Source organism: Butyrivibrio fibrisolvens, from assembly GCF_037113525.1.
Taxonomy (GTDB): domain Bacteria; phylum Bacillota; class Clostridia; order Lachnospirales; family Lachnospiraceae; genus Butyrivibrio; species Butyrivibrio fibrisolvens.
Genome location: NZ_CP146963.1, coordinates 3,012,958 through 3,038,913, shown reverse-complemented (window position 1 = coordinate 3,038,913; position 25,956 = coordinate 3,012,958). Strand labels below are relative to the sequence as shown.

At 39.8% G+C, this 25,956-nt stretch carries 21 protein-coding genes and 1 riboswitch; of the genes, 16 read left to right on the top strand and 5 right to left on the bottom strand.

Going from position 1 to position 25,956, the window contains the following annotated elements; translation table 11 throughout:
- The first annotated feature begins 72 nt into the window (after positions 1-72).
- Together WAA20_RS12635 and WAA20_RS12630 are read left to right on the top strand one after the other, a co-directional pair.
- On the top strand, positions 73-1,587 hold the full coding sequence (locus WAA20_RS12635; protein WP_073386396.1) for a PLP-dependent aminotransferase family protein: 1,515 nt from the start codon (positions 73-75) through the stop codon (positions 1,585-1,587).
- 179 nt (positions 1,588-1,766) lie between these two features.
- Complete coding sequence (locus WAA20_RS12630) at positions 1,767-2,189, top strand: hypothetical protein (protein ID WP_073386397.1); 423 nt, start codon at positions 1,767-1,769, stop codon at positions 2,187-2,189.
- Positions 2,190-2,271: 82 nt separating this feature from the next.
- On the opposite strand, the gene WAA20_RS12625 is transcribed toward WAA20_RS12630, so the two are convergent.
- A complete protein-coding gene (locus WAA20_RS12625; RefSeq protein WP_081373723.1) occupies positions 2,272-3,390 on the bottom strand; it encodes a tRNA-dihydrouridine synthase in 1,119 nt (372 codons plus the stop codon).
- Positions 3,391-3,574: 184 nt separating this feature from the next.
- Entirely contained in the window at positions 3,575-4,513 is a 939-nt protein-coding gene (locus WAA20_RS12620) for a D-2-hydroxyacid dehydrogenase (RefSeq protein WP_073386400.1), read from the bottom strand.
- Positions 4,514-5,079: 566 nt separating this feature from the next.
- Here WAA20_RS12620 and WAA20_RS12615 point away from each other — a divergent pair.
- The 5 genes from WAA20_RS12615 (at position 5,080) to WAA20_RS12595 (ending at position 10,177) form a co-directional block, all read left to right on the top strand.
- Positions 5,080-5,739 (top strand): DNA-binding response regulator, encoded by a 660-nt coding sequence (locus WAA20_RS12615; RefSeq protein WP_081373724.1) that lies wholly within the window; start codon positions 5,080-5,082, stop codon positions 5,737-5,739.
- A 174-nt stretch (positions 5,740-5,913) separates the two neighbouring features.
- Positions 5,914-6,031: riboswitch (FMN riboswitch) on the top strand.
- Between the two features lie 133 nt (positions 6,032-6,164).
- Positions 6,165-6,920, top strand: coding sequence for an ECF transporter S component (locus WAA20_RS12610; RefSeq protein ID WP_073386402.1), 756 nt, complete (start codon positions 6,165-6,167; stop codon positions 6,918-6,920).
- A gap of 147 nt (positions 6,921-7,067) precedes the next feature.
- The gene (locus WAA20_RS12605) at positions 7,068-8,846 is read left to right on the top strand and encodes an AAA family ATPase (RefSeq protein WP_073386403.1); all 1,779 of its coding nucleotides are present in this window, start codon (positions 7,068-7,070) and stop codon (positions 8,844-8,846) included.
- A 210-nt stretch (positions 8,847-9,056) separates the two neighbouring features.
- Positions 9,057-9,866: a DUF6033 family protein gene (locus WAA20_RS12600; RefSeq protein ID WP_073386439.1), complete on the top strand. Its 810-nt coding sequence runs from the start codon at positions 9,057-9,059 to the stop codon at positions 9,864-9,866.
- A gap of 128 nt (positions 9,867-9,994) precedes the next feature.
- Entirely contained in the window at positions 9,995-10,177 is a 183-nt protein-coding gene (locus WAA20_RS12595) for a hypothetical protein (protein ID WP_073386405.1), read from the top strand.
- 66 nt (positions 10,178-10,243) lie between these two features.
- Here the strand turns inward: WAA20_RS12595 and WAA20_RS12590 are convergent, their stop codons facing one another.
- Together WAA20_RS12590 and WAA20_RS12585 are read right to left on the bottom strand one after the other, a co-directional pair.
- Positions 10,244-11,164 carry a hypothetical protein gene (locus tag WAA20_RS12590; RefSeq protein ID WP_242951152.1) on the bottom strand — a complete coding sequence of 307 codons (921 nt, stop codon included), beginning with the start codon at positions 11,162-11,164 and terminating at the stop codon, positions 10,244-10,246.
- Positions 11,165-11,407: 243 nt separating this feature from the next.
- A complete protein-coding gene (locus WAA20_RS12585; protein ID WP_242951153.1) occupies positions 11,408-12,613 on the bottom strand; it encodes an ion transporter in 1,206 nt (401 codons plus the stop codon).
- 661 nt (positions 12,614-13,274) lie between these two features.
- Here WAA20_RS12585 and WAA20_RS12580 point away from each other — a divergent pair.
- The 9 genes from WAA20_RS12580 (at position 13,275) to WAA20_RS12540 (ending at position 24,057) form a co-directional block, all read left to right on the top strand.
- Positions 13,275-13,568 (top strand): hypothetical protein, encoded by a 294-nt coding sequence (locus WAA20_RS12580; protein WP_073386408.1) that lies wholly within the window; start codon positions 13,275-13,277, stop codon positions 13,566-13,568.
- 76 nt (positions 13,569-13,644) lie between these two features.
- A complete protein-coding gene (locus WAA20_RS12575; RefSeq protein ID WP_338801150.1) occupies positions 13,645-14,775 on the top strand; it encodes a GGDEF domain-containing protein in 1,131 nt (376 codons plus the stop codon).
- Between the two features lie 345 nt (positions 14,776-15,120).
- Positions 15,121-16,812 carry an ATPase, T2SS/T4P/T4SS family gene (locus WAA20_RS12570; protein ID WP_073386411.1) on the top strand — a complete coding sequence of 564 codons (1,692 nt, stop codon included), beginning with the start codon at positions 15,121-15,123 and terminating at the stop codon, positions 16,810-16,812.
- Positions 16,813-16,970: 158 nt separating this feature from the next.
- The gene (locus tag WAA20_RS12565) at positions 16,971-18,182 is read left to right on the top strand and encodes a type II secretion system F family protein (RefSeq protein WP_073386412.1); all 1,212 of its coding nucleotides are present in this window, start codon (positions 16,971-16,973) and stop codon (positions 18,180-18,182) included.
- A gap of 274 nt (positions 18,183-18,456) precedes the next feature.
- Positions 18,457-18,945: a type II secretion system protein gene (locus tag WAA20_RS12560; protein WP_073386414.1), complete on the top strand. Its 489-nt coding sequence runs from the start codon at positions 18,457-18,459 to the stop codon at positions 18,943-18,945.
- A gap of 189 nt (positions 18,946-19,134) precedes the next feature.
- Complete coding sequence (locus WAA20_RS12555) at positions 19,135-19,362, top strand: hypothetical protein (protein WP_073386415.1); 228 nt, start codon at positions 19,135-19,137, stop codon at positions 19,360-19,362.
- Between the two features lie 451 nt (positions 19,363-19,813).
- Complete coding sequence (locus tag WAA20_RS12550) at positions 19,814-20,125, top strand: PilZ domain-containing protein (protein WP_073386417.1); 312 nt, start codon at positions 19,814-19,816, stop codon at positions 20,123-20,125.
- Positions 20,126-20,210: 85 nt separating this feature from the next.
- Positions 20,211-22,772 (top strand): hypothetical protein, encoded by a 2,562-nt coding sequence (locus WAA20_RS12545; protein WP_073386418.1) that lies wholly within the window; start codon positions 20,211-20,213, stop codon positions 22,770-22,772.
- Between the two features lie 94 nt (positions 22,773-22,866).
- Positions 22,867-24,057 carry a sugar-binding protein gene (locus tag WAA20_RS12540; RefSeq protein ID WP_242951154.1) on the top strand — a complete coding sequence of 397 codons (1,191 nt, stop codon included), beginning with the start codon at positions 22,867-22,869 and terminating at the stop codon, positions 24,055-24,057.
- Here the strand turns inward: WAA20_RS12540 and WAA20_RS12535 are convergent.
- A complete protein-coding gene (locus tag WAA20_RS12535; protein ID WP_167562681.1) occupies positions 24,040-25,719 on the bottom strand; it encodes an ABC transporter substrate binding protein in 1,680 nt (559 codons plus the stop codon). The genes WAA20_RS12540 and WAA20_RS12535 overlap by 18 nt on opposite strands.
- Positions 25,720-25,956 lie beyond the last annotated feature (237 nt).

Sequence of the window (25,956 nt, the reverse complement as noted above, 5' to 3'; positions counted from 1 at the left end):
GAAAAGGCAAAATCATTAGTAATTTGAAAAGATAATCTGACCTTAATTGGCATTTGGAGAAGAAAACAAGTCATGTACGATGTTGAAAAAAGAGGCGATAAGCCAATCTACGAATATCTTTATATGTGCATACGCGATGATATAGTTGGCGGCAGGATCAAGGGCGGGGAGAAGCTCCTTTCCAAAAGGCGCCTTGCCCAGCAGGAGGGCGTTGCGCTTATTACCGTTGAGAATGCATATGAACAGCTCATAGTAGAGGGCTACATAGAAAGCAGAGAGAGAAGCGGATATTATGCTGTCATGGATGCCGAAAGGTTCGCATATGCAACTGGCTCAGGGATTGATAATAGACCTGCTATAGATAAAAGAAATACTAATTCAATATATAAAAAAGATAAGATGGCATTTCATGGTAGCACTAATACCAGAAGGTATACATCTAGGAAAGATAATAAAGAATCGGTAACAGGTGTTACTAATAACAAGGAACCTGCTCTCGCAGATTTCGTATCTCAGCGCCTTCATGATGATGCATTCCCTTTTGATATCTGGTCCAAGCTTATGCGTAAAGTTCTGTCAGACAGAAATCCTGAATGTCTTGCGCCGCCTGATCCTTGCGGATTGGAAGTTCTCAGATACGCAATCGCTGGTTATCTTATGAGGAGCAGAGGGATAGATGCGAATCCTGATAACATAATAGTTGGTCCCGGTACTGAATATTTAGAAAATATTCTTTTGGTATTGTCAGGGGGAGGTGCTCTAACAGCAGTAGAAGATCCCGGATATAAGAAAATAGGCCTTGTATGCGAGAGGTCAGGACATAAGTGCCTGCATATTCCTGTTAATAAGGACGGACTTGATGTTTTTGCACTTGAAGGAACAAGTGTAAGACTTGTTAATATATCGCCTTCCCACCAGTTTCCGACAGGTGCTGTAATGTCAGCGGTAAGAAGAGCGCAGCTTCTTGATTGGGCCGGAAGAGAAGACGCCTATATAGCAGAAGATGATTATGATTCGGAGTTCAGATTCTCCGGAAGGCCGATTCCTCCAATATCTGCGTCATATCCTGACAGAGTCATCTATATGAACACATTTACAAGGACTTTGGCTCCATCTATCAGGATAGCCTTTATGGTCCTTCCGGATAAGCTCATGGAGAGATATAGGGAGAAGCTGTCATTTTATTCAGGTACTGTTTCATCTTTCGATCAGCTGGTACTAGCTGAATTTATAAATGGTGGTTATTACGAACGTCACCTTTCCAGGATGAGGAATTACTATAGTAAAAGACGAGAGAATATCTTAAAAATATTTGAAGATAAGGGAGATAATAGCTTATTTACACCTATAAAGGATAACGCGGGGCTTAGGTTGATCCTGAAAGGACCCGACTGGCTGGATGATGAAAAATTCATCAAAGAGCTTTCCGAAAAGGGTATTAAGATAAGCTGTATGAATGACTATTGCTATAGTTATAAAAAAATGTATGAGCATCTATTTCTATTAAGTTTTGGTGCTGCGAATGAAGATGATTTTAAAAAAGCACTTCCTGTTATGGAAGAAGTTTCTATAAATTATAGAAACTAAAATTCATAGAAACATGAAATGGCAGCTGTACTCTAAAAAAGAGATACAGCTGTTGTTTTTTTTAAAATGTAGAAATAGTCTGGATTTTAATGATTTTAGTGTATAATGAAATAAGCAAAATATATACTAAAACCATACAGTTAGCAGTTTTATTTAACATTATTTTATAAGGGGGAATTATGGAAGAAGCAAAATTGGAAGAACTAAAATCTATACTTGAAGAAACGGTTAGTGAAGCTATGGAAGATAAAATAGAGGAATTATCTGACATTATTCAAGAAAAGATAGAAGAATGTACAAGTGATGTACTTTCTGAATTTATTGAGGAAAGCATTGATGAGTTTTTACAGACTCATCAGTTTCAACTGCCGGATGGAACTATAGTTAAGTCAAGAAATAGAACAAAAGTTATGAGCCCTAACGGTAAGATGGTACTTAACTGTTATGGTGGCCTTAGAGTGGATGGTAAGACTTTGATGGTTCAGGAAAGATTATCATCTTGGAGAGGGCTATGTTATTTTGAAACGGAAACTGAAGCTGTGGAGGCACTTAAAAAAGTAAATGATGCGATAGAACAGGGCGTATCGCTAATTAAATTATAGTAGGCATATAAACTACAATCTTTTGAAACGAGCAAAAAAGAAAAGCATAAAATAAGCTTTTACAAAAATAACACCTGTATCCTTAAAAAGATACAGGTGTTGCATTAGGCCCACTTTTTATTTCGCAGTTACCTTCCAGCGTGTTGACTGCTGCCTGGTATTCTGAGAATGATTTTGATTTAAGTATGTTTTTGATATATTTATCTGTCCCTTCGAAGGACTGTGACATATAGAACCACATTTCCTTCATCTTGTTATGAACATTGTGACTGTCTTTTAAGTGCTCCTTATACATATTCTCAAGAGCACGTCTGAATTCTCTGAACTCAGCTTTGTCCATTTTGGCGCCGCCCTTGATCTGACGACCAAGAGATGGATCAGCAACTATGCCTCTTCCCAACATAACTGATGATATCTTATTATCAACACATCCGGACTTGTTGATGTGATATATTCCATCAATATCATTTGATTTCAAATCATTAAGATTATCTTTTTTATTATTAGAATTTAAAAGATTAACATCAAAATGATTATCATTTGTATTGATATCTATATGATCACCATACCTGCGACAAATATCTTTATAATCTTCTAAAGTGAACACATTGCCGTTGTAGCACACAGGACAGGAACTGGCCACAAGTGCCTTTTCAAATACGGCCATATCCGGTACGCCCTTATAGAACTGCTTCCTTATCCTTGGGTGGATTGTCAGCTCTTTGATAGGATACTTGGCATATATTTCTGACAGGTGCTCCATCTCGGATGCGTCAAGATATCCGATCCTTGTTTTTACAGAAAGCATCTTGGCATCGTCACCGAGGCTGTCGAATACTTCTTCAAAAAAGCGGTCGAGTTCGGCAGGGTCTTTTAAGAATCCTGAACCTCTTCCCTTAGCGGTAACAGTACCTGAAGGGCAGCCGAGATTAAGATTGACTTCGTCGTAGCCCATAGCTGTGAGCTTTTTGAAAATCCATATAAGTTCTTTGGAACTGTTGGCAAGAACCTGAGGAACTGTCTTCATTCCAAGATTATTAGCAGGATCGATCTCGCGCTCATCACGCTTTTTGATGTAATGATCCGGGAATACACTAATAAAAGGGGTGAAATACTTATCCACCCCTCCAAAATACTCATTGTGAAGCTGTCTGTAAAGATATGTTGTGATGCCCTCCATGGGCGCGTAATAAATGTTCATTACCTTAAACCATAACCATTATTCAAAACTCTTGTAAACAGGTCAATCGACTAATTCGATTTAACCTACTCATTTACTGTCCTTTTGAATAATTGATATAAAACTTATTATTGTCGATCTGTTTTAGAAACGTAAATTACTCATCTGAATAATAAATGAACGGTAAACAGATCAGCAGCTTATTTTACTCTACAGACAGAAACTTTGCAATATGACCGTCAATTATCTTCATAAGTCTTGTTCTTGCTTCTACGCTTGCCCATGCGATATGAGGAGTGATGAGAAGCTTGGTGCTGTCCTTGATCTTAAGAAGAGGATTGTCCTCTGTAATAGGCTCAACAGACAGAACATCAAGACCTGCAGCTCTTATTGTTCCATTTTCAAGGGCATCGGCAAGGTCCTTTTCGTTAACGATTGGTCCGCGGCCGAGGTTAAGAAGGATCGCAGATTTTTTCATCTTGGAAAGAGCTTCCTTATTGATGAGGTTATTGGTTGCATCGTTAAGTGGAGCGTGGATTGAGATGATATCTGATGTTGCAAGGAGTTCGTCAAAAGAAACTTCCTTATATTCTGAATCGTGGTTCTTGCCGGAAGTTGAATAGTACTGAACGTTACAGCCGAAAGCTTTGGCAACAGATGCAACCTGTCTTCCGATTGCACCAAGGCCGATGATTCCGTAGGTCTTTCCGCAGAGCTCACCAAATCTTTTTTCAAAATGAGTGAACATGAAGTCCTTGGTGTAGCCGTCTGTCTTAACGTAGTTATCGTAGTAGGCCAGGTTCTCGAACAGATAGAACAGAAGAGCGAATGTGTGCTGGGTTACAGTCTGAGTTGAGTATCCGGCAACATTGCGCCATTCGATGTTTCTGGAAGCAAGATAATCAAGATCAAGATTATTGACGCCAGTTGCTGTTACGCAGACAAGCTTAAGATTTTTGGCAGTTCCGATTGTCTTTTCATTGATCGGAACCTTGTTGAGAACGATAATATCGGCATCTTCAACTCTTGCAGGAACTTCTTCGGGCTTAGAGAAATCATAGATCACAACTTCTCCAAATCTGTTAAAAGAACTAAGATCTATATCTTCGCCGATTGTTTTACGATCAAGAAATACGATTTTCATTTTGTTTTCCTCCGTCTTCTGAAAAAGTAATATAAGTTATTTCGAATAGAGTTTACTCGAGAACTAATATGAACCTTATGACTTTTGATTAGATGATTAGTCACACCATCATAATAAATCGCCAAAGGCGCTATTTCAAGATATTTAAGTAAAGAATGGATCAAAGGCACAAATAAAATGACGTAAGGGTCAAAAGTCATTTAGATTCGAGCTTGCTCGAAATCGAATATGAATTTATGACCCGCAAAACATGAGCAAAGTAGCACGTAGTGCGGATTTGCGAATGTTTTAGGGCGCAAGACATCCGGGGGATGTCTGCTTTGCGCCGACCGGAGTGGAACGTAGATGTGAGAGTTTCGAAGAAACGGAACAATCTGTTAGTCATAAGGTGTCAAAAGGAACTTTTGACACCTACCTCATAAAATTGGAATAAAGCAAAAAGAATAAGACAAGGGTAAATAAAGGTAGAACGAAAACTAAAAATGAAAATATATAGATTCAGTAAGAAGAATTTTTTGTAGCAAAAAGGTAACCGAAAGACACTTATTTATTGAGGATATACTGATATGATGAAATTGGAAAAAGACCATACAGAAGACTTTTTTGAAACCGGCACGGAGGAATGGATGGAAGGTTACCGAATTCTCTGCGTTGATGATGATATCAATATGCTTAATACCGTAGAGGACATACTTATCAATACAGGCTACAGCGTAAGCCTCGCCAAATCCGGGAAGCAGGCACTTGAATACATCAAAAAGGGCATCAATTATCAGCTCGTGCTTCTTGATGTGGACATGCCCGACATGGATGGGTATGATACCTTCAGGCAGATCAGAGGCCTTGAACAGGGAAGGGATATACCTATTATATTTCTTACGGCCATGGACGATCCCGATTTTGAGATCAAGGGTTTTGAATATGGCGCTGCTGATTATATCACCAAACCCTTTGTAAAAAGCGTCTTCCTTGCAAGGATCAAGAACAGGATCTCATCACCTCTTAGGGAAAAAGATATAGAGACTGAGCATTTTAGGAAGCTTGCCGGGGAGCTTTCGGATCTGGAACTTAAGGTCGCGGAGTATATTGCGGAGGGGCTTTCTAATCATGAGATTGCGGATAAGACTAATTATTCGTATGGGTATATAAAGCGAGTTGTGTCTGGAATTTTAGAAAAAACGGATATGAAGAAGCGGGCGGATATAAGGCAGTTTTTGAAAAGGTAGAAAAACAGGGCCTTCATTTCTACGCCTTCTCCTTCAGGAGCGGCCTGATTTTCATCGGTAGTTTGTTCTTCAATTGTTATGGAAGTGTTTGACAGAGATTTTCACTGCTACGAAAAAGCGCTTTGATTATTGACACGCATAGCTTCACGTATTAACATTACTTAGTAAAACAAAATATTGCTTCGGGGTTGGGTGTGATTCCCTACCGGCGGTATAGTCCGCGAGCTGATTTTCAGCATGAACCGGTGTGATTCCGGTACCGACAGTAAAGTCTGGATGGTAGAAGCGCAGGCAGATCTTAGGATCTGCAAAATGTGATGATATCAGAGCCCCGGAAATATATCCGGAGCTTTTTTATTGTATTTTTATTGAAAAAAGCCCCGAAAAGGATTTACAAATATATTTTTTCCAGAGAGGATATAGACATGAATAACGGACTTCTTAAAAGTATTTCAGAAAATACTGGCTACGTTGCCGGTTTTGCGATCATCATCGTAATAGCTTTTGTTATCTCCATAATATGCGAGAAGATAGCGCAGAAGATCAACAAAACAAACGAACCAATGTTCAGCACCAGGAAGATGGTAGTTATCGGCTTATTCGCCGCTATTTCGCTCGTTCTTATGATGTTTGAGATACCGCTTCCATTTGCGCCTTATTTCTATAAATTTGATCTTTCCGACCTTCCGGCGCTTATCGCTGCGTTTGCATTCGGACCTATGACAGGCGTTATGATCGAGCTTATCAAGATCCTTCTTGAGCTTGTGATCAGAGGAACTCAGACAGCGTTCGTCGGAGAGCTTGCTAACTTTGTAATAGGATGCTGCTTCATACTTCCGGCAACTATCATCTATTCATTCAGAAAGACCCGTACAATGGCTCTTATTTCCTGCCTTGTAGGAACACTTACGATCACAATCGTCGGAAGCTTATTGAACGTTTACTTCCTTCTCCCTGCATATGCTGCACTCTGGGGCGCACCAATCGAAAGCTTTGTAGCAGAAGGAACAGCAGTTAACTCTAATGTTACTAGCGTGTGGACAATGGTTCTTTACTGCGTAGTACCGCTTAACCTCATTAAAGGCGGCATTGATTCTATCATCACAGTGTTTGTGTATAAGAGGATCAGCGTGGTTCTTAAGAATATAACATTCGTTTATAAAAAACAATTGAGCAAGTAATAAATGGGCTGTCTGCGGACAGCCTGTTTTTTATAGTGGCAACAAGAAAACAACCGAAAAGCAACCAAAAAGCAACCAAAAAGCAACCGCAAAAGTTGCTTTTTGGCTGCTTTTTTTGTATACTAAAACTAAAGGAGAATATTTACTATGGCTGAAATCCAAAAAAAGATAGATGATCTTAAAAAAGAATTAGAGACGCTGCCTAAAGGGAATATAACATATAAAAATATCAGAGGTGCAAAGAGGATGTACCTTGATGGAAAGTATGTTAAGGCGGCTGATGAGGTTGATGCTATAGCTCGAGTAGATAGAAGAAATAAGATCGAGATGGAGCTAAAAGATCTTTTATCAGGTCAGTTTTCGGTAGGAAGTAGTACTGCGCCTACGGCTGAATATCTTACGAATGTTATTTCGGGAGAGAGACTTAAGCCCTATATCGATGGAATTAAGAATTATAAGCACAGAGAATGTTTTGGAAGACTGGAAACTTTTTTGAACTCCAAAGTTACGGGCAAGGTTTGCCTGCTCTATGGTCTTAGAAGAACAGGTAAGACAATTATGCTTTTTCAGGCCATAGCTATGCACGACTTGAATGAGTCAGCTTATATAAAGATCATGTCATCCAATGATATGTCTATGCTTAATAATGATCTGAGACTTTTGTCTGAAAGAGGTATAAAGTACGTATTTATCAATGAGGTTACTCTTATGAATGACTTTATCGATTCGGCATCATTATTGTCTGACGTATATGCAATGAGTGGCATGAAGATAGTCCTTGCCGGAACAGATTCCTTAGGGCTTGTTTTTTCAAGTGACGAGGAATTATATGACAGGACGGTAACTATACATACAACATTTATTCCTTTTAGAGAATACTCCTCACTATTAGATATTCATGATATTGACGAGTATATCAGATATGGTGGAACTTTCCGCGTAGGTGAAACCAATTTTGATGATCCTGAATTAGAGGATGAGGGTATATCATTTCGTGATGATGAGTCTACCAGACGTTATATAGATACAGCGATTGCCAGGAACATACAGCATAGTCTTGCCTGTTATAAGGACGGTGCACATTTCAGGCACTTGATCGAATTATACGAAGCTGATGAGTTTACTAATGCTGTAAATAGAATCATTGAGGATATGAACCATAGGTTCCTGATCTCTGTAATTGAAAGAGGCTTTAAATCGCATGACCTTGGTTCTGCTACTCAGATAGATAGAAAGCGTGCTGCGGCTGAGGGAAGAACCAGCATAATGGATCAGGCAGATAAGCGGGGCGTCCTTGATCGTTTTATGAAGATTCTTGATATCAGGAATAAAAATGACCTGACTGTAGAGATAACAGCTGATCATGTATCCGAGATTAAAGAGTACCTAAAACTATTGGATCTGATAATAGACTGTCCTGTAGAAACTATTGGCAGTAATCCTTCTGAAAATGTGCTGTTTTCCCAGCCCGGAATGAGATACTGTCAGGCTCAGGCATTGGTATATTCCATTATGAAAGATGAATCCTTCGATTCGTTTTCAATTATTAAAAAGAATGAGTTTTGCAATATCATTTTGGAAGAAGTAAAAGGAAGAATGCTTGAAGAGATAGTCCTTCTTGAGACTAAGAAGATTCTTCCTCGAGAAAAAAGAGCCTTTAAGCTGATCTTTGCAGTCGGTGAGTTTGACATGGTAATAGCTGATGAAAAAGCGCTTACTTGTGAGATATTCGAGGTTAAGCATACAGATAATATATTTAAAGGGCAATATAAAAATCTTATAGATGAGGAAAAATGCCGCCTCACAGAACATAAATACGGGACAATAACCAAAAAGACAGTATTATATCGTGGAGAGAATACTGTTGTTGATGGCATACATTATGTTAATGTGACCGAGTATCTTGAGAAGTTGGATAAGTCGTGATCCCAAAACCAAAATTATTATTTCTATCAGACTGAGGATCACTAAGATTATATATTAACTTCCTAAAAGCGTTGTCAGATATAATGTTTACGTGAAATCCCGCCGATATACAATCTGAGATAGTGTCGGTTTTTATAGGTAGTTGCACGGAGGCAAATATAACGTTAACTGGTACGTAAGATGAGCGTTAACATCAGAAAGGAGTCTGATATGGCATTATCAAATGATATCTCGCGGATCACCGCTACGCAGTCCATGTATGATACTTCGTCATACAATAAATCCGTTAAAAAAGAAGATGCAACAAATAAAGCTGCGCCCACTGAAACAAAGTCTGCTTCTAAGATTTCAGGCAGAACTGTTGGTGATGTTAAGCTCAGTGAAAAAGCTGCCAAGTACTATGAGAAGCTGAAAGCTAAATATCCCGGAATGGATTTTGTCCTTGTTGCCGCAGATCAGAAGGATAAGGTAGAAGCTAATGCAGCAGCTTACGGCCAGGCCAACAAGACAGTTGTTCTTATCGATGATGAAAAGATCGAGAAGATGGCAGGTGACGAGAAGTATGCGGGCAAAGTTGAAGCGATCATTACAAATGCAGAAGCCCAGCTCAAAGCAGTAGGAAGCGGCTTGTTCGGAACCGGAGCAGATGTTCAGGGCTACGGCATGAAGATCAACGACGACGGCACAGCTACACTATTTGCAGTCCTCAAGGATTCTTCAAAAGCTCAGAAAGCCCGCATTGAGAAAAAAGCTGCAGAGAAAAAGGCAGAAGAGAAGGCTCAGCACAAAAAACTAGAAGAAAAACGGGCCGAGAAAAAGGCCGATGCCAAAGAAGCCGAAGAAGCAAGAAAAGCTGAAAAAAGCAAAGCCCATGACGATGATGAATATATAACTATAACTGCTAATACCGCTTATGAACTACTTAAAAAGATCACCGACCAGGCAATGCTCTTTAGGAGCGATAGCGTACGATGCGAAGAAGAGATGACGGTTGGGCAGAATTTTGATTTTAATGTTTAATATTGTGACGAATAGCAATAAAAGAGCGATGTGTTAGATTCATAGCATATCGCTCTTTTTGCTATATTAATACTATTGTATATCGAAACGTAATACATTAGAATGCAAGTGAATGGATGGTAATAACTATGGCTCCCAAAAATTCAAATGTACTTGCAAGAGTAGAAATTGAAGTTAAGGAAGAGGCTGAAAGCATATTGAATGATTTTAATGCCATGATGGAAAAAGGACTTGTCCAAGCCAAAACTAATGAGAGTCGCCCGGCAAAAGATGTACTTTCAGATATTAGAAATAATGTCTCAATGACTTAAAATGTATAAAGTGATTCGTCTGGCGCTAAATAATAAGGACTGATCAATTGACAGTCCCTTAATATTCTAAGAATTTCTGTTACTATATTCTTCAAACAATTTCGATAAAAAATCTCGATCATGGATGGCTTTGATAATATCAGCCTGACGTCCTTCGGAATCAAGCCATGAATACAAAGCATTGGTATTGTTGATGCCTGCATCGTAGCTTTCGTCCTGAAGCATTTGCATATGTCTTTCATAAGAATATTCGAGTACGCCCACTTCAATTATCTCCTTCCTGTATTCGTTGAAGAAATCTTGGAGAATATCTTCTTGAATACAATCATCAATTGCTTTACTGACCGATTTAGAAATAAGTTTTTTCATGACTTTTTGGTTATCTACCAAAAGTCTTAGAGGAGTACTATGAGATGAATCATATTCAGCCTCTGCTTCTTGCTTATATTTTCGCACTTTTTCAACAAAAAGTGAATATCCTTTTAGGGCTTCACAGGCTTCCATAAGTTCCTTGTTATGACCATTGTTGACATTAAGCGCTGTTACAATTAGCTCAACAGATGGCGAGTCCATGTGATGAATGAACATATCGGATAAGCGATAGATTACTTTGTCATTCATGGAAGTTGTTCCATTATAAAACATAAAGAATCTTGGAGCCGGAATCTGTAGCATAGAAGTGCTATAGATTTTTTCTGTTGGATAGATCTCTTTAAGGTTGGCAGCCAGATAATATAAATCTCTTAATGGAATATTGGGGCATGGTGTTGATTGATGCTCAAAGAGATTTAGTTCAAAGTTGATGATAAATGAAAGGTCATTTTTCATCTTAAGAAACGTCTCTCCATTTAAGGTGGTTATAGTGAGGTCATCAGGATTATGGTAAGAAGTACCATTGATGGCGTTATAAAGCTCAAGAAGGCGAACTTTATTATTGAACAGCATCCTAAAGACGGTGTCCTTATAGTTCTTGTTTTCAATTGACATAAAAAATCAGTGTTTCCTTTCGTTTGTTCTACAATGCTTGCAAGCTGCTGTAGGAAATAATTGGCGATTGGCCAATGATGGTTCGAAGATGTTTGGCTACAGAAAAGTTGCCAGATTTTTAAACCGAAAACAATCATATCAGATAAATATAAGATTTACAACGATTTTTTAGGATTTCTTCAGTAAAAAAAATCGCCCACAGAAATGGACGATTTTTTAAAAAGTGCATTTAGATGAGTCTGTTTACAGATCAATCCCCGCCTTAGTCTCACTATAAAGGAATATGATATCCCCTTCCGCAAGTATCAGATTTCCTCTCGGTACTATAGGTTTATTCCCACGTCTTATCATGACAATCAGCGTCTGTCTTGAGATATCCAGTTCATCTATCCTCTGGCCAATCCATGAATGTCCATACTCAAGCTTCATTTCCTTAAAGTTAATGAACTTGTCCTTTTGAAGCGGTTCAGAGCCAAGGACAATCTGGTCGCCTTCCTGAATCTGTGTATTTCCTTTGGGAATAATAGTTTTATTATTTCTGTGAAGAGCAGCGATTATGATATTTTCAGGAAGTTTAAGCTCCCTTATGCTCTTGCCGCTCCAGGCATCAGTATCGCCTATCTTAACCTGAATAAAGTTAAGCTCTGTATCTGTAGATGAACCAACTGTAGCCAAATGCGTATACTGTTCAACGAATCCTGCACTTATGATACCAGTAGGGATAGCAACAATACCAACCCCCAGAAAAGCAATTATGATACCAAAGAACTTCCCCATCGCAGTTATAGGATATATATCACCATATCCCACAGTCAGAAGTGTAGACATCGACCACCAGATACCCGAGAAAGCATTAGTGAAGACCTCCGGCTGCGCATCATGCTCGATCGAATACATGCAAAGACTTGAACCTATCATAAGAACTATGATAATAAAAACAGAAGACATAAGCTGCTGACTCTTACTCTTAATAACGTCAGTTATGACATTAAGTGAGTCATAATAAGCATTGATTCTGAACAGTCTCAAGATTCTTGCCACCCTGAACATCTTAAAGGCAGCAGCCCCACTCGGGAACATAAACGGCAGATAGTATGGTAGGAACGAGAGTATATCAACTATACCATCCAAAGAAAAAATATACTTTTTAATAGCCCCAAATTCCGTTTTCTCCGGAAAATGGCATTTAGCCGTATATACTCTTAATATAAAATCTATAGCAAAGAAAGCTACAGTTATAACTTCAATTATCTGAAAAATCCCACCATATTTAGCCTGAAGATCATCAAATGTCGCCATGATAGCCGCACCCAGATTCAGTATAAGAGCAGATATACTAATAATATCGTACATCTGATTAATCGGCTCATCGACAACACCAACCGATATCATCCTAAAGACTCTATTTCTAAACTTTAAATTTTTATTCTTGGAATCTTTCTTCTTCACGATAACCCTCAAGCCTCCCATAGGCACATAGAAGCGTAGCGATGTTTGCCACACCCTTTTTAAGATGATTTAGAATCATTTAATCTAAATTTAGTTTACCATTTTTATTCGCATGTTTCGACTATTAGCTACTATAATCGACAACCCTATCAGCCTTGATCATTCTGAATATCTAAAATAATCAATGTAGAAAATACACACATAACTTCGCCCCTATAAAATAATGCCGATACCTTGAAGATTCCTGGGAGGGATAGTTGGTAAATGATTTCTGCGTCTTTTGAAAGTTTATAAAAATTCAAGAGCTTGATAGATGGAGAATAATATTCCGCTTAGGGGCCGCATGTTTGAGCGAAGCGAGTTCCCGACATAGAAGTTCATCCATGAACTTCTAAACATGTCGTAACTACGTCCTGCAGTTTCGGCCCCTGGAATATTAATCTCCAGATATCATGCCTTGAATTTATAAAACTTTCATGACGCAGAAACCATTTACCAACTATCCCTCCCAGGAATCTTCGGCATGCGACCCATTTTATCCCCCCGAAGTTTGTGCTGCTAAAAGTTTCCATAATATCGATAATTTGCTATAATAAAAGTTGATAATTGTTCTTTGGTAGCTAAATCGCTACGCTATGGCCGTAATACGGCAGGAGGGCATATGTTTATCTGCATGTCATGTCAGGACAATACCGAAAAGACAACGACCGAGATCTGTGAATTCAGAGGCATAAGATATGATAACCGCTACAAAACGGCCGTTATATCAACTGAACATGAGCATCACGACTACATCGTTCCCATGACCGAGACCAAATATGAGCAGTTTGTAGATGAACTGGCCAAGGCCATGAACGATCATCAGCTTATATATATCAAGAATGGCGTCATATTCCGCTGTCGCAAGGGCGAGATCCATAACAGTGAACCCCAGAATATTACAATAGGTTGGTAAGATCATGGTAGATATTCCTATAGAGGTGCAGCTGCGGCCATTTATATTGCTACTGCTTATTTTATCTATTGTCAATATGGTCATCTTGTTCAATAAGACCAATGAGAATATAGGTAACAAGAGAGAAGTAAGAGCATTTCGCGGAATGCTCTTATCGTTTATGCTGTACGCACTTATAGACCTGCGACTTGTTATGGGAGATAGCTTCTACAGGACTTTCCCTAAGTTTTTTATTCTTTTTACAACAAGCCTTGGTATGATGGCCATGACATCGTCATGCTTTTTCTGGTTTTTGCACGTATATTATGGAAATAATGTACTGACTAAACATCGTACTAAGAGGCAGCTAATAATTGATAGCCTGATACTTCATATCCCGTTTTTTATATGTCTTATATTGCTGCTCACCCCTCTTAACAGATTCCTTTTTGAATTCCGGGACTTCAAACTGATATCCAAACCTACAGTATTGTTCATACTGTCTATGGACTACATATATCTTATAGCTGCGACGATCATATCCTTAAGGCAGTGGAAGAGAGCCAGTACCAAGACTGATAAAAAGAAATATGCAATGCAGATCGTATTCATCATCTTCTTCACCATAAGCGGAGGGATAATAGGAATGATGATGGACCTGCCCGCAATCGAAGTGTGCATGCTTCCTGTTGTATTAAAACTCTTTGTAGAACTCCAGGATTCTCAGATATATACAGATGCCCTGACTAAGCTCAACAACAGAAGACGCATCACAGAATTCATCAATGAAGAGTTAATAAACTGCAGTATACAAGAGCCTCTATCAGTGATCATGGTGGATATGGATTTCTTTAAGAGTATCAATGATACACTGGGGCATGACGAGGGCGATAAGGCTCTTATAGTATTCTCCAAGGCGTTAAAAAAAGTAGTAGCTCCTCAAAATGCTCTTGCAGGAAGATGGGGCGGAGACGAATTCGTTATAGCAGGTAAAGACCCCAGGCTTATAGATGGCTTCAAAGAAGCTCTGACGGGGGAACTTAGTAACATAAGTGATCTTGGATATGATCTTTATTTTAGTATAGGTATATTCAAATGTACTTCCAATGATCTGACATACGAAGAAGTGCTGGCTAAGGCCGACGAAGCCCTATATACAAAAAAGAATAAGAGAACCATGACAGCTTCCGAGTATGTCAAGAAACTCCTTGAATCTAAAGAAGGCTGAAAAAGTCCCTTATGAACGGACCGCATCCACAAAGTCTTTGCAGTGGTAATGATCTATATACTGTCTGCCCTGCAAAAATCTTGTGGTTGCGGTTCATTTTTATGGGACGTTTTTAGTAAAACAATAAGAATATACGAAAAACATTTATGAACTTCCGGTACAGGCAAGTCCGAAGGGGTTTCGCCTAAAATTTTACGGAAGGCTTTTTATTTTTACCTTGGATATGTTCAAGATTTTAGGAAGCGATGCCGATATAGATATTAGAGTTTTTTGCATTAGTCGAAAGAAAAACCTTAATATGATTTAAGCGTGGATTCAGTCGTAATGCGGTATGGAGGATAATTCATGGCCTTCACTAGAAAACGTATCAGGATCGGCGAATGTCTTTTAAATGAAAACTTCATAACACAGGAAAAACTTGACGAAGCGCTTGCACTTCAAAAAAGTAGTGGTAAGCGTCTTGGTGAGCTGCTTGTTGAGAACGGTTTTGTTACCGGTGAACAGCTTGCCACAGCACTAAGCCGTCAGCTTGGACTTGGTATCGTCAATCTTCAGGTTATCGAGATCCCTGATGATATCCTTAACATGGTACCAGCCCAGATTCTGAGAAAACACAAGGTATTACCATTTGAATATAAGCCTGGTGCGCCCAATACACTGCATCTGGCAATGTCAGACCCTATGGATACGGTAGCGATCGATGATATCGGTATCGTTACCAATCTGTCCATTGAGCCGGTTCTGTCAACATCCCAGAGTATCATGCTGGCCCTTGATAAGTATTATGGCAATACAGATCTCAAGGATGCAGCAGAGCAGTACGCAAGAGAAAGAACTCATGTTCAGGAAGAATCTTTGCAGGAGAATGCAGAAGTTACCAATTCTCCTATCGTACAGCTTGTTACTACAATGATCGAATCGGCTGTTCGTCAGCGTGCATCTGATATTCACATTGAACCAGGTCCAAGGAATCTGCGTATCAGGTTCAGAATTGACGGTGCCCTGTATGAAAGAGCTGTTTATAACAATAACCTTCTTGGTGCCATAGTTACACGTATCAAGATCGTCAGTGGAATGGATATTTCTGAAAAGAGGAAACCTCTTGACGGACGTATGACGCAGATAGTCGATAAGCTTGAGTATGATATCCGTGTATCTACGCTTCCTACGGTTTATGGAGAAAAAGTCGTTATGCGACTTGCCTCCAAATCTGCCCTTAACAGAAGTAAGGATCAGCTGGGACTTCGCCCTGATGAAATGGCTGTTTTTGACAGGATCATATCCAATCCTAATGGAATCCTCCTCGTTACAGGACCTACAGGATCAGGTAAGTCAACGACCCTTTACACGGCGCTTTCCGAACTTAACAGAGAAGACGTTAATATCGTAACGGTTGAAGACCCTGTCGAAGCCAATATCAACGGAATCAATCAGGTACAGGTAAATCCTAAGGCAGAGCTTTCTTTTGCATCGGCCCTTCGTTCCATCCTGCGTCAGGACCCTGATATCATCATGATCGGTGAGATAAGAGACCAGGAGACTGCATCTATTGCAGTTCAGGCATCTATCACAGGTCACCTTGTAGTATCAACACTTCATACCAATTCTGCCGCCAGCACTGTAACAAGACTTGAGGATATGGGCCTTGAAGCCTATCTCATAGCGGATTCCGTAATAGGAATCATCGCCCAGCGTCTCATAAGGCGCCTGTGTCCTGACTGTAAGCAGGCCTATGAAGCTTCTGCTGAGGAAAAGAGGCTTCTTGGAGTCCCTGAAAATGAGCCGCTTACCCTCTATAAAAAGGTGGGATGCCCTAAGTGCGCTAATACCGGCTTTGCCGGACGAACGGGTGTATACGAGATCATGGAAGTTACTCATGACCTTAAGCTTATTATAGAAAGAAAAGGAACTGCTGATGAGATCAAGAACCAGGCGCTAAAAGAGGGAATGAAGACTCTTAGAATGAGTGCCACTAAATATGTTCTTGAAGGCATATCTACAGTAGATGAGATGAAGAAGGTTTCTTACGAGGAATAAGGCGATTGAATGTATCATGATACATTCACTCACTAGACATGAAGCATGAGTATATGAGTAAATGAAACATCAAGATGCTTCATGTCCGCATGAGTATATGAGTAAATGAAACATCAAGATGCTTCAGGTCCACATGAGTAAATAAAGAAAGGACAGCCATGGCTTCATTTGGATACGTTGCTTTTGATTCTTCCGGTAAGCAGATCAAAGGCAGTATGGACGGCGATAGCCGTGATTATGTCATAAGAGAACTTAAGATCAAGGGCCTGACGCCTGTTAAAGTTGAAAGTCAGAATCTTTTGACCAAGGATATCAACTTTGAAATAGGCGGAGTCAAGACCAAGGAACTTGCTATGTTCTGCCGCCAGTTCGTAAGTATATCCAAAGCCGGCGTTCCTATCATTCAGAACATGCAGCTCCTTTCCGAACAGACAGAAAACAAGGTGCTTGCAAGTGCTATCAAGGAGATCGTAACAGACATTGAAAAGGGTGAGACCCTGACAACTTCTATGGAAAAACATAAGAAGATATTCCCGAATCTTCTTATTACAACAGTAGGTTCCGGTGAAGCTTCCGGTAACCTGGATATGGCCTTTGAGAGAATGGCTGTCCAGCTTGAGAAAAGTGCCATGGTCGAAGACATGATCAAAAAAGCCATGGTCTACCCGATAATCGTTTTGCTTGTTGCAATAGCAGTTGTCGGCGTAATGCTTGTCGTAGTCATTCCTTCTTATACAGATATGTTTGATCAGCTAGGAACAGAACTCCCGGCTATTACCAAGCTGGTAGTCAGGATGAGTGACTTTGTAATAGCCAAGTGGTATCTGCTTCTGGCAGGAGCGGCAGCCATCATCATCTTTTTTAAATGGTTCAGCTCAACGCCTGTTGGCCAGCTGACACTTGGCAGACTACAGATGAAGCTTCCTATAATAGGAGACCTCACCCAGAAAAAAGCCTGCTCCAACCTTTCAAGAACAATGTCCACCCTCTTTGCTTCAGGTGTTTCTATAGTAGATTCACTTGATATTACCGCCAAGACCATGGACAACGTCCTATATAAAAATGCACTGACAGAGACCAAAGATGCAGTAATCGCAGGTCAGCCAATGTCCCTGGCCCTTGAAAACACCAAAATGTTCCCACCTATGATGTATCACATGATCAGAATAGGTGAAGAGTCCGGTTCAACGGATGAAATGCTTGAAAAGCTGGCAGAGTACTATGATCAGGAAGTAGAATCCGCAACTGCTGCCCTCATGGCAGCCATGGAACCAATGATCATAATCGTACTTGCCGGAATTGTCGGTTTCTTGATAGCGGCAGTAATGTCCCCGATGGTTACCATGTACCAGTCGTTGGATAATTTATAACGGTAAACTGTATAACGTCAAAAAGTTTCCAAAAAAATGTGTTGACAAAATGGAAGGGAGGTAATAATATAAATCATGCGCGAAGACAAAAAATATTGAAAATATGATAGAAAATATGATAATTCATGTTTCCGATATTTTTGCAAAGGTTCCAGTAGGAATTTATAGTGGGTGGCACAAGGTGGTGCCTGGTAAGAAAAGGTAGTAGCCCGAAGAAGTTATACGGGCCGGATTCAGATTACAGCATGAGGCTGTGAGAAAAGGAGAAAAATAAATGATCAAGTTCCTTCGTAATTACAGAAACAACGCAGAAGAGAATCAGGAAGATAACAAGGGTTTTTCACTTGTTGAGCTTATTATCGTAATCGCTATTATGGCTATCCTTGTAGCTGTACTTGCACCTCAGTTCTTACAGTATGTAGAAAGATCAAGAAATTCAACAGACGCTTCTAATGCTACAAGCATTGTTGCAGCTGTTCAGACATACCTTGCAGATCCTGCAAATAGTGCAGAAGTTAAGGGATTTTCAACAGATACAGTCACAGTTGATGCTGATGGATTTTCTCCAACTGATGGTGTATTAGGTAAAGCTCTTGCTGCAGCAGGATATGATGAAAAAGCTGATATAAAATGTAAATCCACATCTGCATGGACTGAATATACAATAAAATTCACTTATGATAAAGGAAGCCTTAATGTAGAATATGGTGGTACAGATTTTGCAAATTACATGCAGAACGGTGCTGTTAAGACTACTGAGTAATTCTTTTTTATACAGAACATAGATTAAAAATTTGCTAATCTCATAACGAGTCCTTGAAAATGATCATTTATTTTCAGGGGCTCGTTTTTTATATTTCGGTGTGACATTTCTGTGATACTTCCTTTTATAAAATAAACTCAAGATAAAACAAACGAGGTTATTATTTAGAAAAAGGGAGAGGAAACAGTTATGAAAAGCTTATTATTAGTTAAGGTTATGGCACTTATTATCTCAGAATCAATCGCAGCTAATTCTGCTACAGTTACTACAACAGATACCCTTGCTTATAATTCTTCCGCTTGTGAGCAGATCATGACAATCTCCTGCCACGATTGCCACGAAAACTTTGACGCAGACATAAGTGCATCTCACGTAACCTGCCCTCATTGTGGCCATAGTAATGAATTCGATGGCTGATAAATAATATTTTTCACTTCATTCTAAATATATCTAGCCTTCCCACAAAAAATAGATAACTATCCCTTGAAGATTCCTGAGGGGCGGCAGTTTATAAAGGATATGCGTGTCTTTAAAAGAATTTCTAAACTTCAAGAGCTTGATAGATGGAATTTAAAATTCTGTTTGGGATTCACCTGTTTGAGCGAAGCGAGTTTGAATCCCGGAATTTTAAAATCCAGCTATCATGCCTTGAAGTTAGAAATTCTTTTATGACACGCATATCCTTTATAAACTGCCGCCCCTCAGGAATCTTCCAGCGATACCCCCTTGATTTTGTGGGCTGGCGGATAATTTTTTAATTTTTTTAAAAAATATTAGAAAAAGGCTAATGAAAAGCAAAAATCATCCGAAATATGATGAAAGAAAATGATGTGCAACTTTTTTATGAGGTTTAAGGAGGCCTTCACCTATGGAAAAAGAGCGCAGGCAGATAAACAGAGTAGATTATCATAGTAAAAGCGTTATAGTCCTACCGGACTCAGCTGAAAAATACGTAGGAGAAACAAAAAACATCTCCCCCCTTGGCATAGCAATATGTGTTCCATACGACACACCTTCACTCCTAGGCCAAAGCGTGATCATAGTAGCAGAAACCCTGATAATGTACGCAGATGCTGTACGCGAAGATCCCATAGATAATGACCAAAAGCTTGTAGCCTTCACTGCAAAGAAGTTCACCCAGGAAGTACTTGAGTACTTATTTGAACATATAACACAGTAACACACCAACAAATGTTTTAGTAACGAATAACCTTTTCATGATGACGAAAGTTCATTATGTCGCTAATTATGAAAGGAGAAACAGTATGAAAAAAGATAAGATAATAAGTGCAATAACAATCGGCATCTCGGCTATGATGGCACTTAATGTGCCAATGGTAGCCTTTGCTGAAGGTGAGGAGACACCTTCTGAAAATAATACACCTAGCGAAAACATCGAGCAGTCTGCTACTGAAGCACCTTCAGAAGTTCAGGAAGCTGGCCAGCAGGTTGCCGAGCAGGCACAGGAAACAACAGCCGCAATCAATGATGCAGTATCTAATGCTGATGCAATGATGACAGAACTTACTGAAACAGTAGATGCAGAAGATGGCGGAACAATCGCAGAGCCTTATGTAGAAGCTCTTGCATCCGAAGTTGAAGAAGCATCTAACGATCAGATCGTAGAAGACATCCAGGAAACAACCTCTGCAATAGAAGAAGTTGTAGCAGAAGTAGAAGTTGCAGTAGAGCAAAGCGAGATCGTACAGGAAACAGCAACACAGGCAGTAGAAGCAGTAGATGACATAGTAACTACAGCAGACAACATGACAGGTCTCGTAGAAGACACTGAAGAAAAGGCAGAAGAACTCATCCAGACAATAGAAAATACAGAAGATCCGGATGAAGCACTTGAGACTTATTCAGAACTTCAGGAACTTGTAGTACAGACTCAGGAAACAGTAGAACTTCAGCAGCAGCACATAGAAGAAATGACAGAAAAGTATACTGATGCTAAGCAAAAACTCTTAGATGCAGAACAAAACTACGAAGACGCTATCCAGAATGCAGAAGGCAATATAGATGAAGTAGCCGAGCAGCTTGAACTTGCACAGCAGGAAGTTGCAGAAATCGAAAGCGCATTAGAAGATGCTCAGGAGAAACTTGAATACGAGCAGAAGGCAGCAGAAACTCTGAATAATGCACAGCTTAAGAACACCTGGGATTCCCAGAAAGCATACATGAAACTCCTTGTTGTTAATTACATCATCCCTCAGATGGAAGGCGAAGAGATAGATCCAAATTCAGTAGTTATAGGTAGACCGGATGGATTCGATACACAGGATTGCAATTACTATACTTTTACCTACACAGATTCAAATGGCGATCAGGTAACAAGATATTTCAATTACGACCGCGTTGACAAAAAGCTCTCAAGTAACCGTTATGGAAATCTCGGAAGCAGCGCACAGATCGTAGTTTTTGAAAAAGAACTTGATGAGATCCTGGCCAATGACTACCTGTTCGAGTATTACGAAGGCGTGACATTTACAAGAAACGAACTTACATCAAAGGCAAACAAAGGCGATTTCGCTGTATTCGTATATACAGATGAAGACAATAATAAGACCTTCATGGTAAAAGAAGAACTCGATGCAGCAATAGCTAATGGCGATATCGTTAAGACAGAAAACGGAACATATGAACTTGCAGACGGCACACCTGTTACAGAAGTAGTTCAGAACGCTAACAGCAAGGTTCACGGCGGCGAGTACACAATCGATATATCAGACGCACCTGACCTTGACACCTTCCTTGAAAATGCAGATGCTACCTACCAGCAGTACGTGGCACTTACTTCAGTAGTATCTGATACAAAAGATGCTATAGAAGATGCTCAGGGAGAAGTTGAAAAACTCGGTGATGCAATAGGAACACTTAAGAATAAGCATGGAAATCCTGTACTTAAAGCAGTTGACGCTCTCGGAGTAAGCGACGTAGCTACATATCTTGGAATCACGGTTACAGAAGAGCAGGCAGAGCTTCTTAATACAATGACAGTTCAGCAGGCAGTTGAATATCTTGATGCATTACTTGCAACTGCTAACGCTCAGGTAGAAAGTGCAACAGCTACATTAGATGCCCTCAATGGAAAGCTTGATGAAATAGGAGGGGCTCTTGGAGTAGAAGACGAAGAAGAAAATGTAGCATATGAAGGCGATGATGAACAGCCTGCAGACGAAGTAGAACCAGCAGTTGGAGAAGTACCTGCAGCTTCTGCAGCTCCTGAAGCTGAAGCAGTACCTGCAGAAGAAGTAGCACAGACAGATCCTACAGCACCTACTGAAGTAGCTGTTCTTATAGATACAGTTACAATAGAAGATAGCGAAGTAGCCCTTGTATCTGAAATAGATTCGATCCAGAGTGCATTTGAAGAAGTAACAGCTCAGGATATAGTAGCAGCAAATGCGCAGATTATAGGACTTACAACACTTCCAAATACCGGCGCAACTCAGAATACCGGAGTAGTAACACCAATAATCCTTACAGAAGGCGGAACAGCAGTTCAGACATTTGGTAATTCAGATCCTGTTACAATAGGTGATGGTGAAGTCGTACTTACATCCGGAATAGATATATTACAGAACGTTCCGGTACAGCCTAAGGAAGATAACACAGCCGCAGAAATTTCAGATCAGACAGTTCCCAGAGCATCCAAGGCTATAGAAGATGATGAAGCATCAAAGGCTGCAACACCATATACAGAAAATAAAGATAGTGAAAATAACTTCTGGTGGTGGTGGTTACTTATCATCGCAGCACTTACAGGAGCAAAGAAGTACGCTGACAGAGTTAACGAGTACAACGACAACTTAAACAACAAATAAATAAGCTCATAATATAGAGTCTATAGAAAAAGTAAAGGTCATCCGATATCCATAGTGGTAGTTTATCACCGACTAAGGAAAGGATGACCTTTTTATGGCAAAAAAAGATCTGCGTTATAAAAGACTTCTCATAGCCCCTGCAGTTGCAGCACTTTTTTTATCAGCCTGCACTAATGCTGCCCAGTCCCCCAAGCAGGAAAGCGTGAATGATCAGGCCTTGTCCAAACACGCTGATGATGGCAGAGATGTCATAGGGCTTAGTATGCCATCACAATACCTTGAAAGATGGAATCGCGACGGCCAGAATCTTAAATCCATGTTTGAAGAGATGGGGTATGAAGTTGATCTTCAGTTTGCCGGCAACATGATAGACACCCAGGTTGATATCATAGATGAGATGATAGACAGCGGCGTTGACATACTTGTTATTGGCGCAGTTGACGGCATGTCTCTTACCAAGGTCATTGAAAGGGCTTATAATGCCGGAATTCCTGTTGTTGCTTATGACAGGCTTATTCGTAATTCAGAGTATGTAAGTGCCTATGTTTCTTTTGACAATTATCAGGTAGGAAGACTCCAGGGAGAGTATGTTGTAGAAGCTCTCGATCTTGAGAACGCAGGTAAGAAATCCTACAACATAGAATTTACAGCAGGAGATTCTGTTGATAACAATGCCAGATACTTCTTTGACGGAGCTATGGACGTACTTTCGCCCTATATAGATAGTGGAAACCTTAATGTCCCTTCAGGACAGAAGGATTTCTATTCCGTATCTACTCCTCAGTGGTCCACAGAATCAGCCCATACAAGATTTGAGATACTGATCGGCTCATACTATTCAGGAGGTAACATACTTGATGCTGTCGTATGCTCCAATGATTCGACATCTATTGGTGTTCAGGATGCCATAGCTAATAATTATCTGGGAAAAAATGATGTGATCATAACCGGACAGGACTGCGATGAAGAAAACTTAAAGAGACTCATGAACGGAAGTCAGTCAATGGACGTTTACAAGAATCTGTCCTATGAAGCCTTTGTTACAGTTAAACTCGTGGATTCTCTTTATCATGGACAGGAAATGTCCCAGGAACTGGCAGACGGATGGAATCTTGGCTATGCATGCACATATGATACCAAGACATATGATAATGGAAAGATAGTAGTACCATCTTTCCTGCTTGAGCCTATAGCGATCACTAAGGAAAATGCAATAGAAGAACTTGTAGATAACTATGGAACCTATGTCATTGCAGATGATGGCAGCTTAAAGGTCGCTGAATAACTTATAACCGTTTCTGCCATTTTCTTTTACATAGTACAGAGCCTTGTCGGCAAGAGCCATGATCTGTGTAGGATCATTAATATCAGAAGGATACAGGGCACATCCCATACTCAGAGTAACTGTGATCTTCTGTTTGTCGATCGTAATTGGGAATTCGAAGACCTTGCGGATCTTCTGACATATCTTTTCAGCATTATCTATTTCCGAACCCGTAATAAGCATCATAAACTCATCACCTCCGATTCTTGCGAAGGTGATGTTTTTAGTTGCAATACCTGCAAATCTGCGTCCAACCTCTTTTAACAGAGCATCTCCCATAAGATGTCCATAGGTATCATTAATGTGCTTGAAATAGTCAATATCTATCATGGCAAGACCATAAGGCGTGAAGGTGCTGTTCAGCTGAGTGAGTTTTTGATTGATATAATGACGATTCGGGATCTGGGTCAGGTAGTCGTTGTTGAGCATTCTTTCGTGCTGCCTGTTGGACTTGGCCTGAATAACTATTATTACGAATAAAAGTATGATAATAAGTAATATCAGGTTCAATATAAGAGCATTTTCTTCGTAGTAGCGGATCAGGTTGAAATGCTCATCTGCGATAGTGCTATCAAGAGGAAGCTTTGCGCTTGATATGCCGAATTCATCCAGCGCATCCTGGTAAAAATAACTCTCGGTGATAGTCTCAGTTACAAGCGGAATGTTATCAGCATCAACCCCATTAAGGATCTTGGCTGCCATCTTGCCCGCAACTTCACCTGCTGCAGTATACGAATAGGATATACCGCCTAAAATGTTATCTGTACAATTGACCATAGTAAGCCTTATTACAGGAACATGGTTAGTATTTTCGTTGACAAAAGCTGCTGCAGACTTGATAGTATAAAGGTTCCCGTCACCATCCTGCGAGAAGTCCAGATAAAAGATGATCTTCTTTTCATCAAGCTCATTCAGAGCCCTCTTCAAGCCCTTCTGCGTATAATACGAAGCATTGAGAACAGAATAGTTAAGATCAGGGTGCTTCTCCGTGAACTTAAGGAATTCCACATATTCACCCGTACTAGTATTACTTGCATCGCACAACACCACGATCTCATCTCTATCCGGGAAAAGAGACTGCATCAGATCATAATTGGCCTCGAAATCCAGAGTCTCTGCTATACCCGTAACATCAGGAAGAGCAGAAGATGTAGATGCATCAGAAAAAGAATTGATACCCATAAATACAATAGGAGTATCACCAAAAAGCTCTTCCCTGTAATTGATACCAAAACGAAGAGCAGAATCATCAATAAGGAAGATAAGGTCATAAGAAGCATCTATCTTGTCCATCTTATAAGCAAGATAGTCGTGGAACTTCTCTATATCATCAGCCTCGTAGTAACGCTTTGTATCCATGTTCTCGTAAGTTATCTCATAGGAAAGATTCCCAAGCCCAGCTTCAAGACCCTGAATGTGCTGGGGGACTGTCTGATAGGAATAATTATAAGAACAGATACACAGAATATTAAACGGGGTAATAGTAGTTGAAACGCTCTCGGCATGAACCTTAGTATACTTATTAGAATATTGCATACAAAAAGACATAGCAAAAAGACATGCTATCAATATACAGCATGATAATAGCCTTGACATAGAAATGTCTTTTTGTTGTCTTGCCATCATTCGCGTCCTTTGGGTAGTTATAGTTATTCAATCATCAAAATATATCGACATTTTAAAGAAGAAAAATAATAGCTTTTAACTATTTTCAAGGATGAGCATTAGTCACTAAATTTCAGAATAACGCTGAATAAGTAAGATGCTTATTTGGAAAAATGTCATTCATCGGATAAAAAATGCATTTCGTCGGATCATGAGGTGACAAATTGTAGATATATGTACAATACTGTGGGGAGT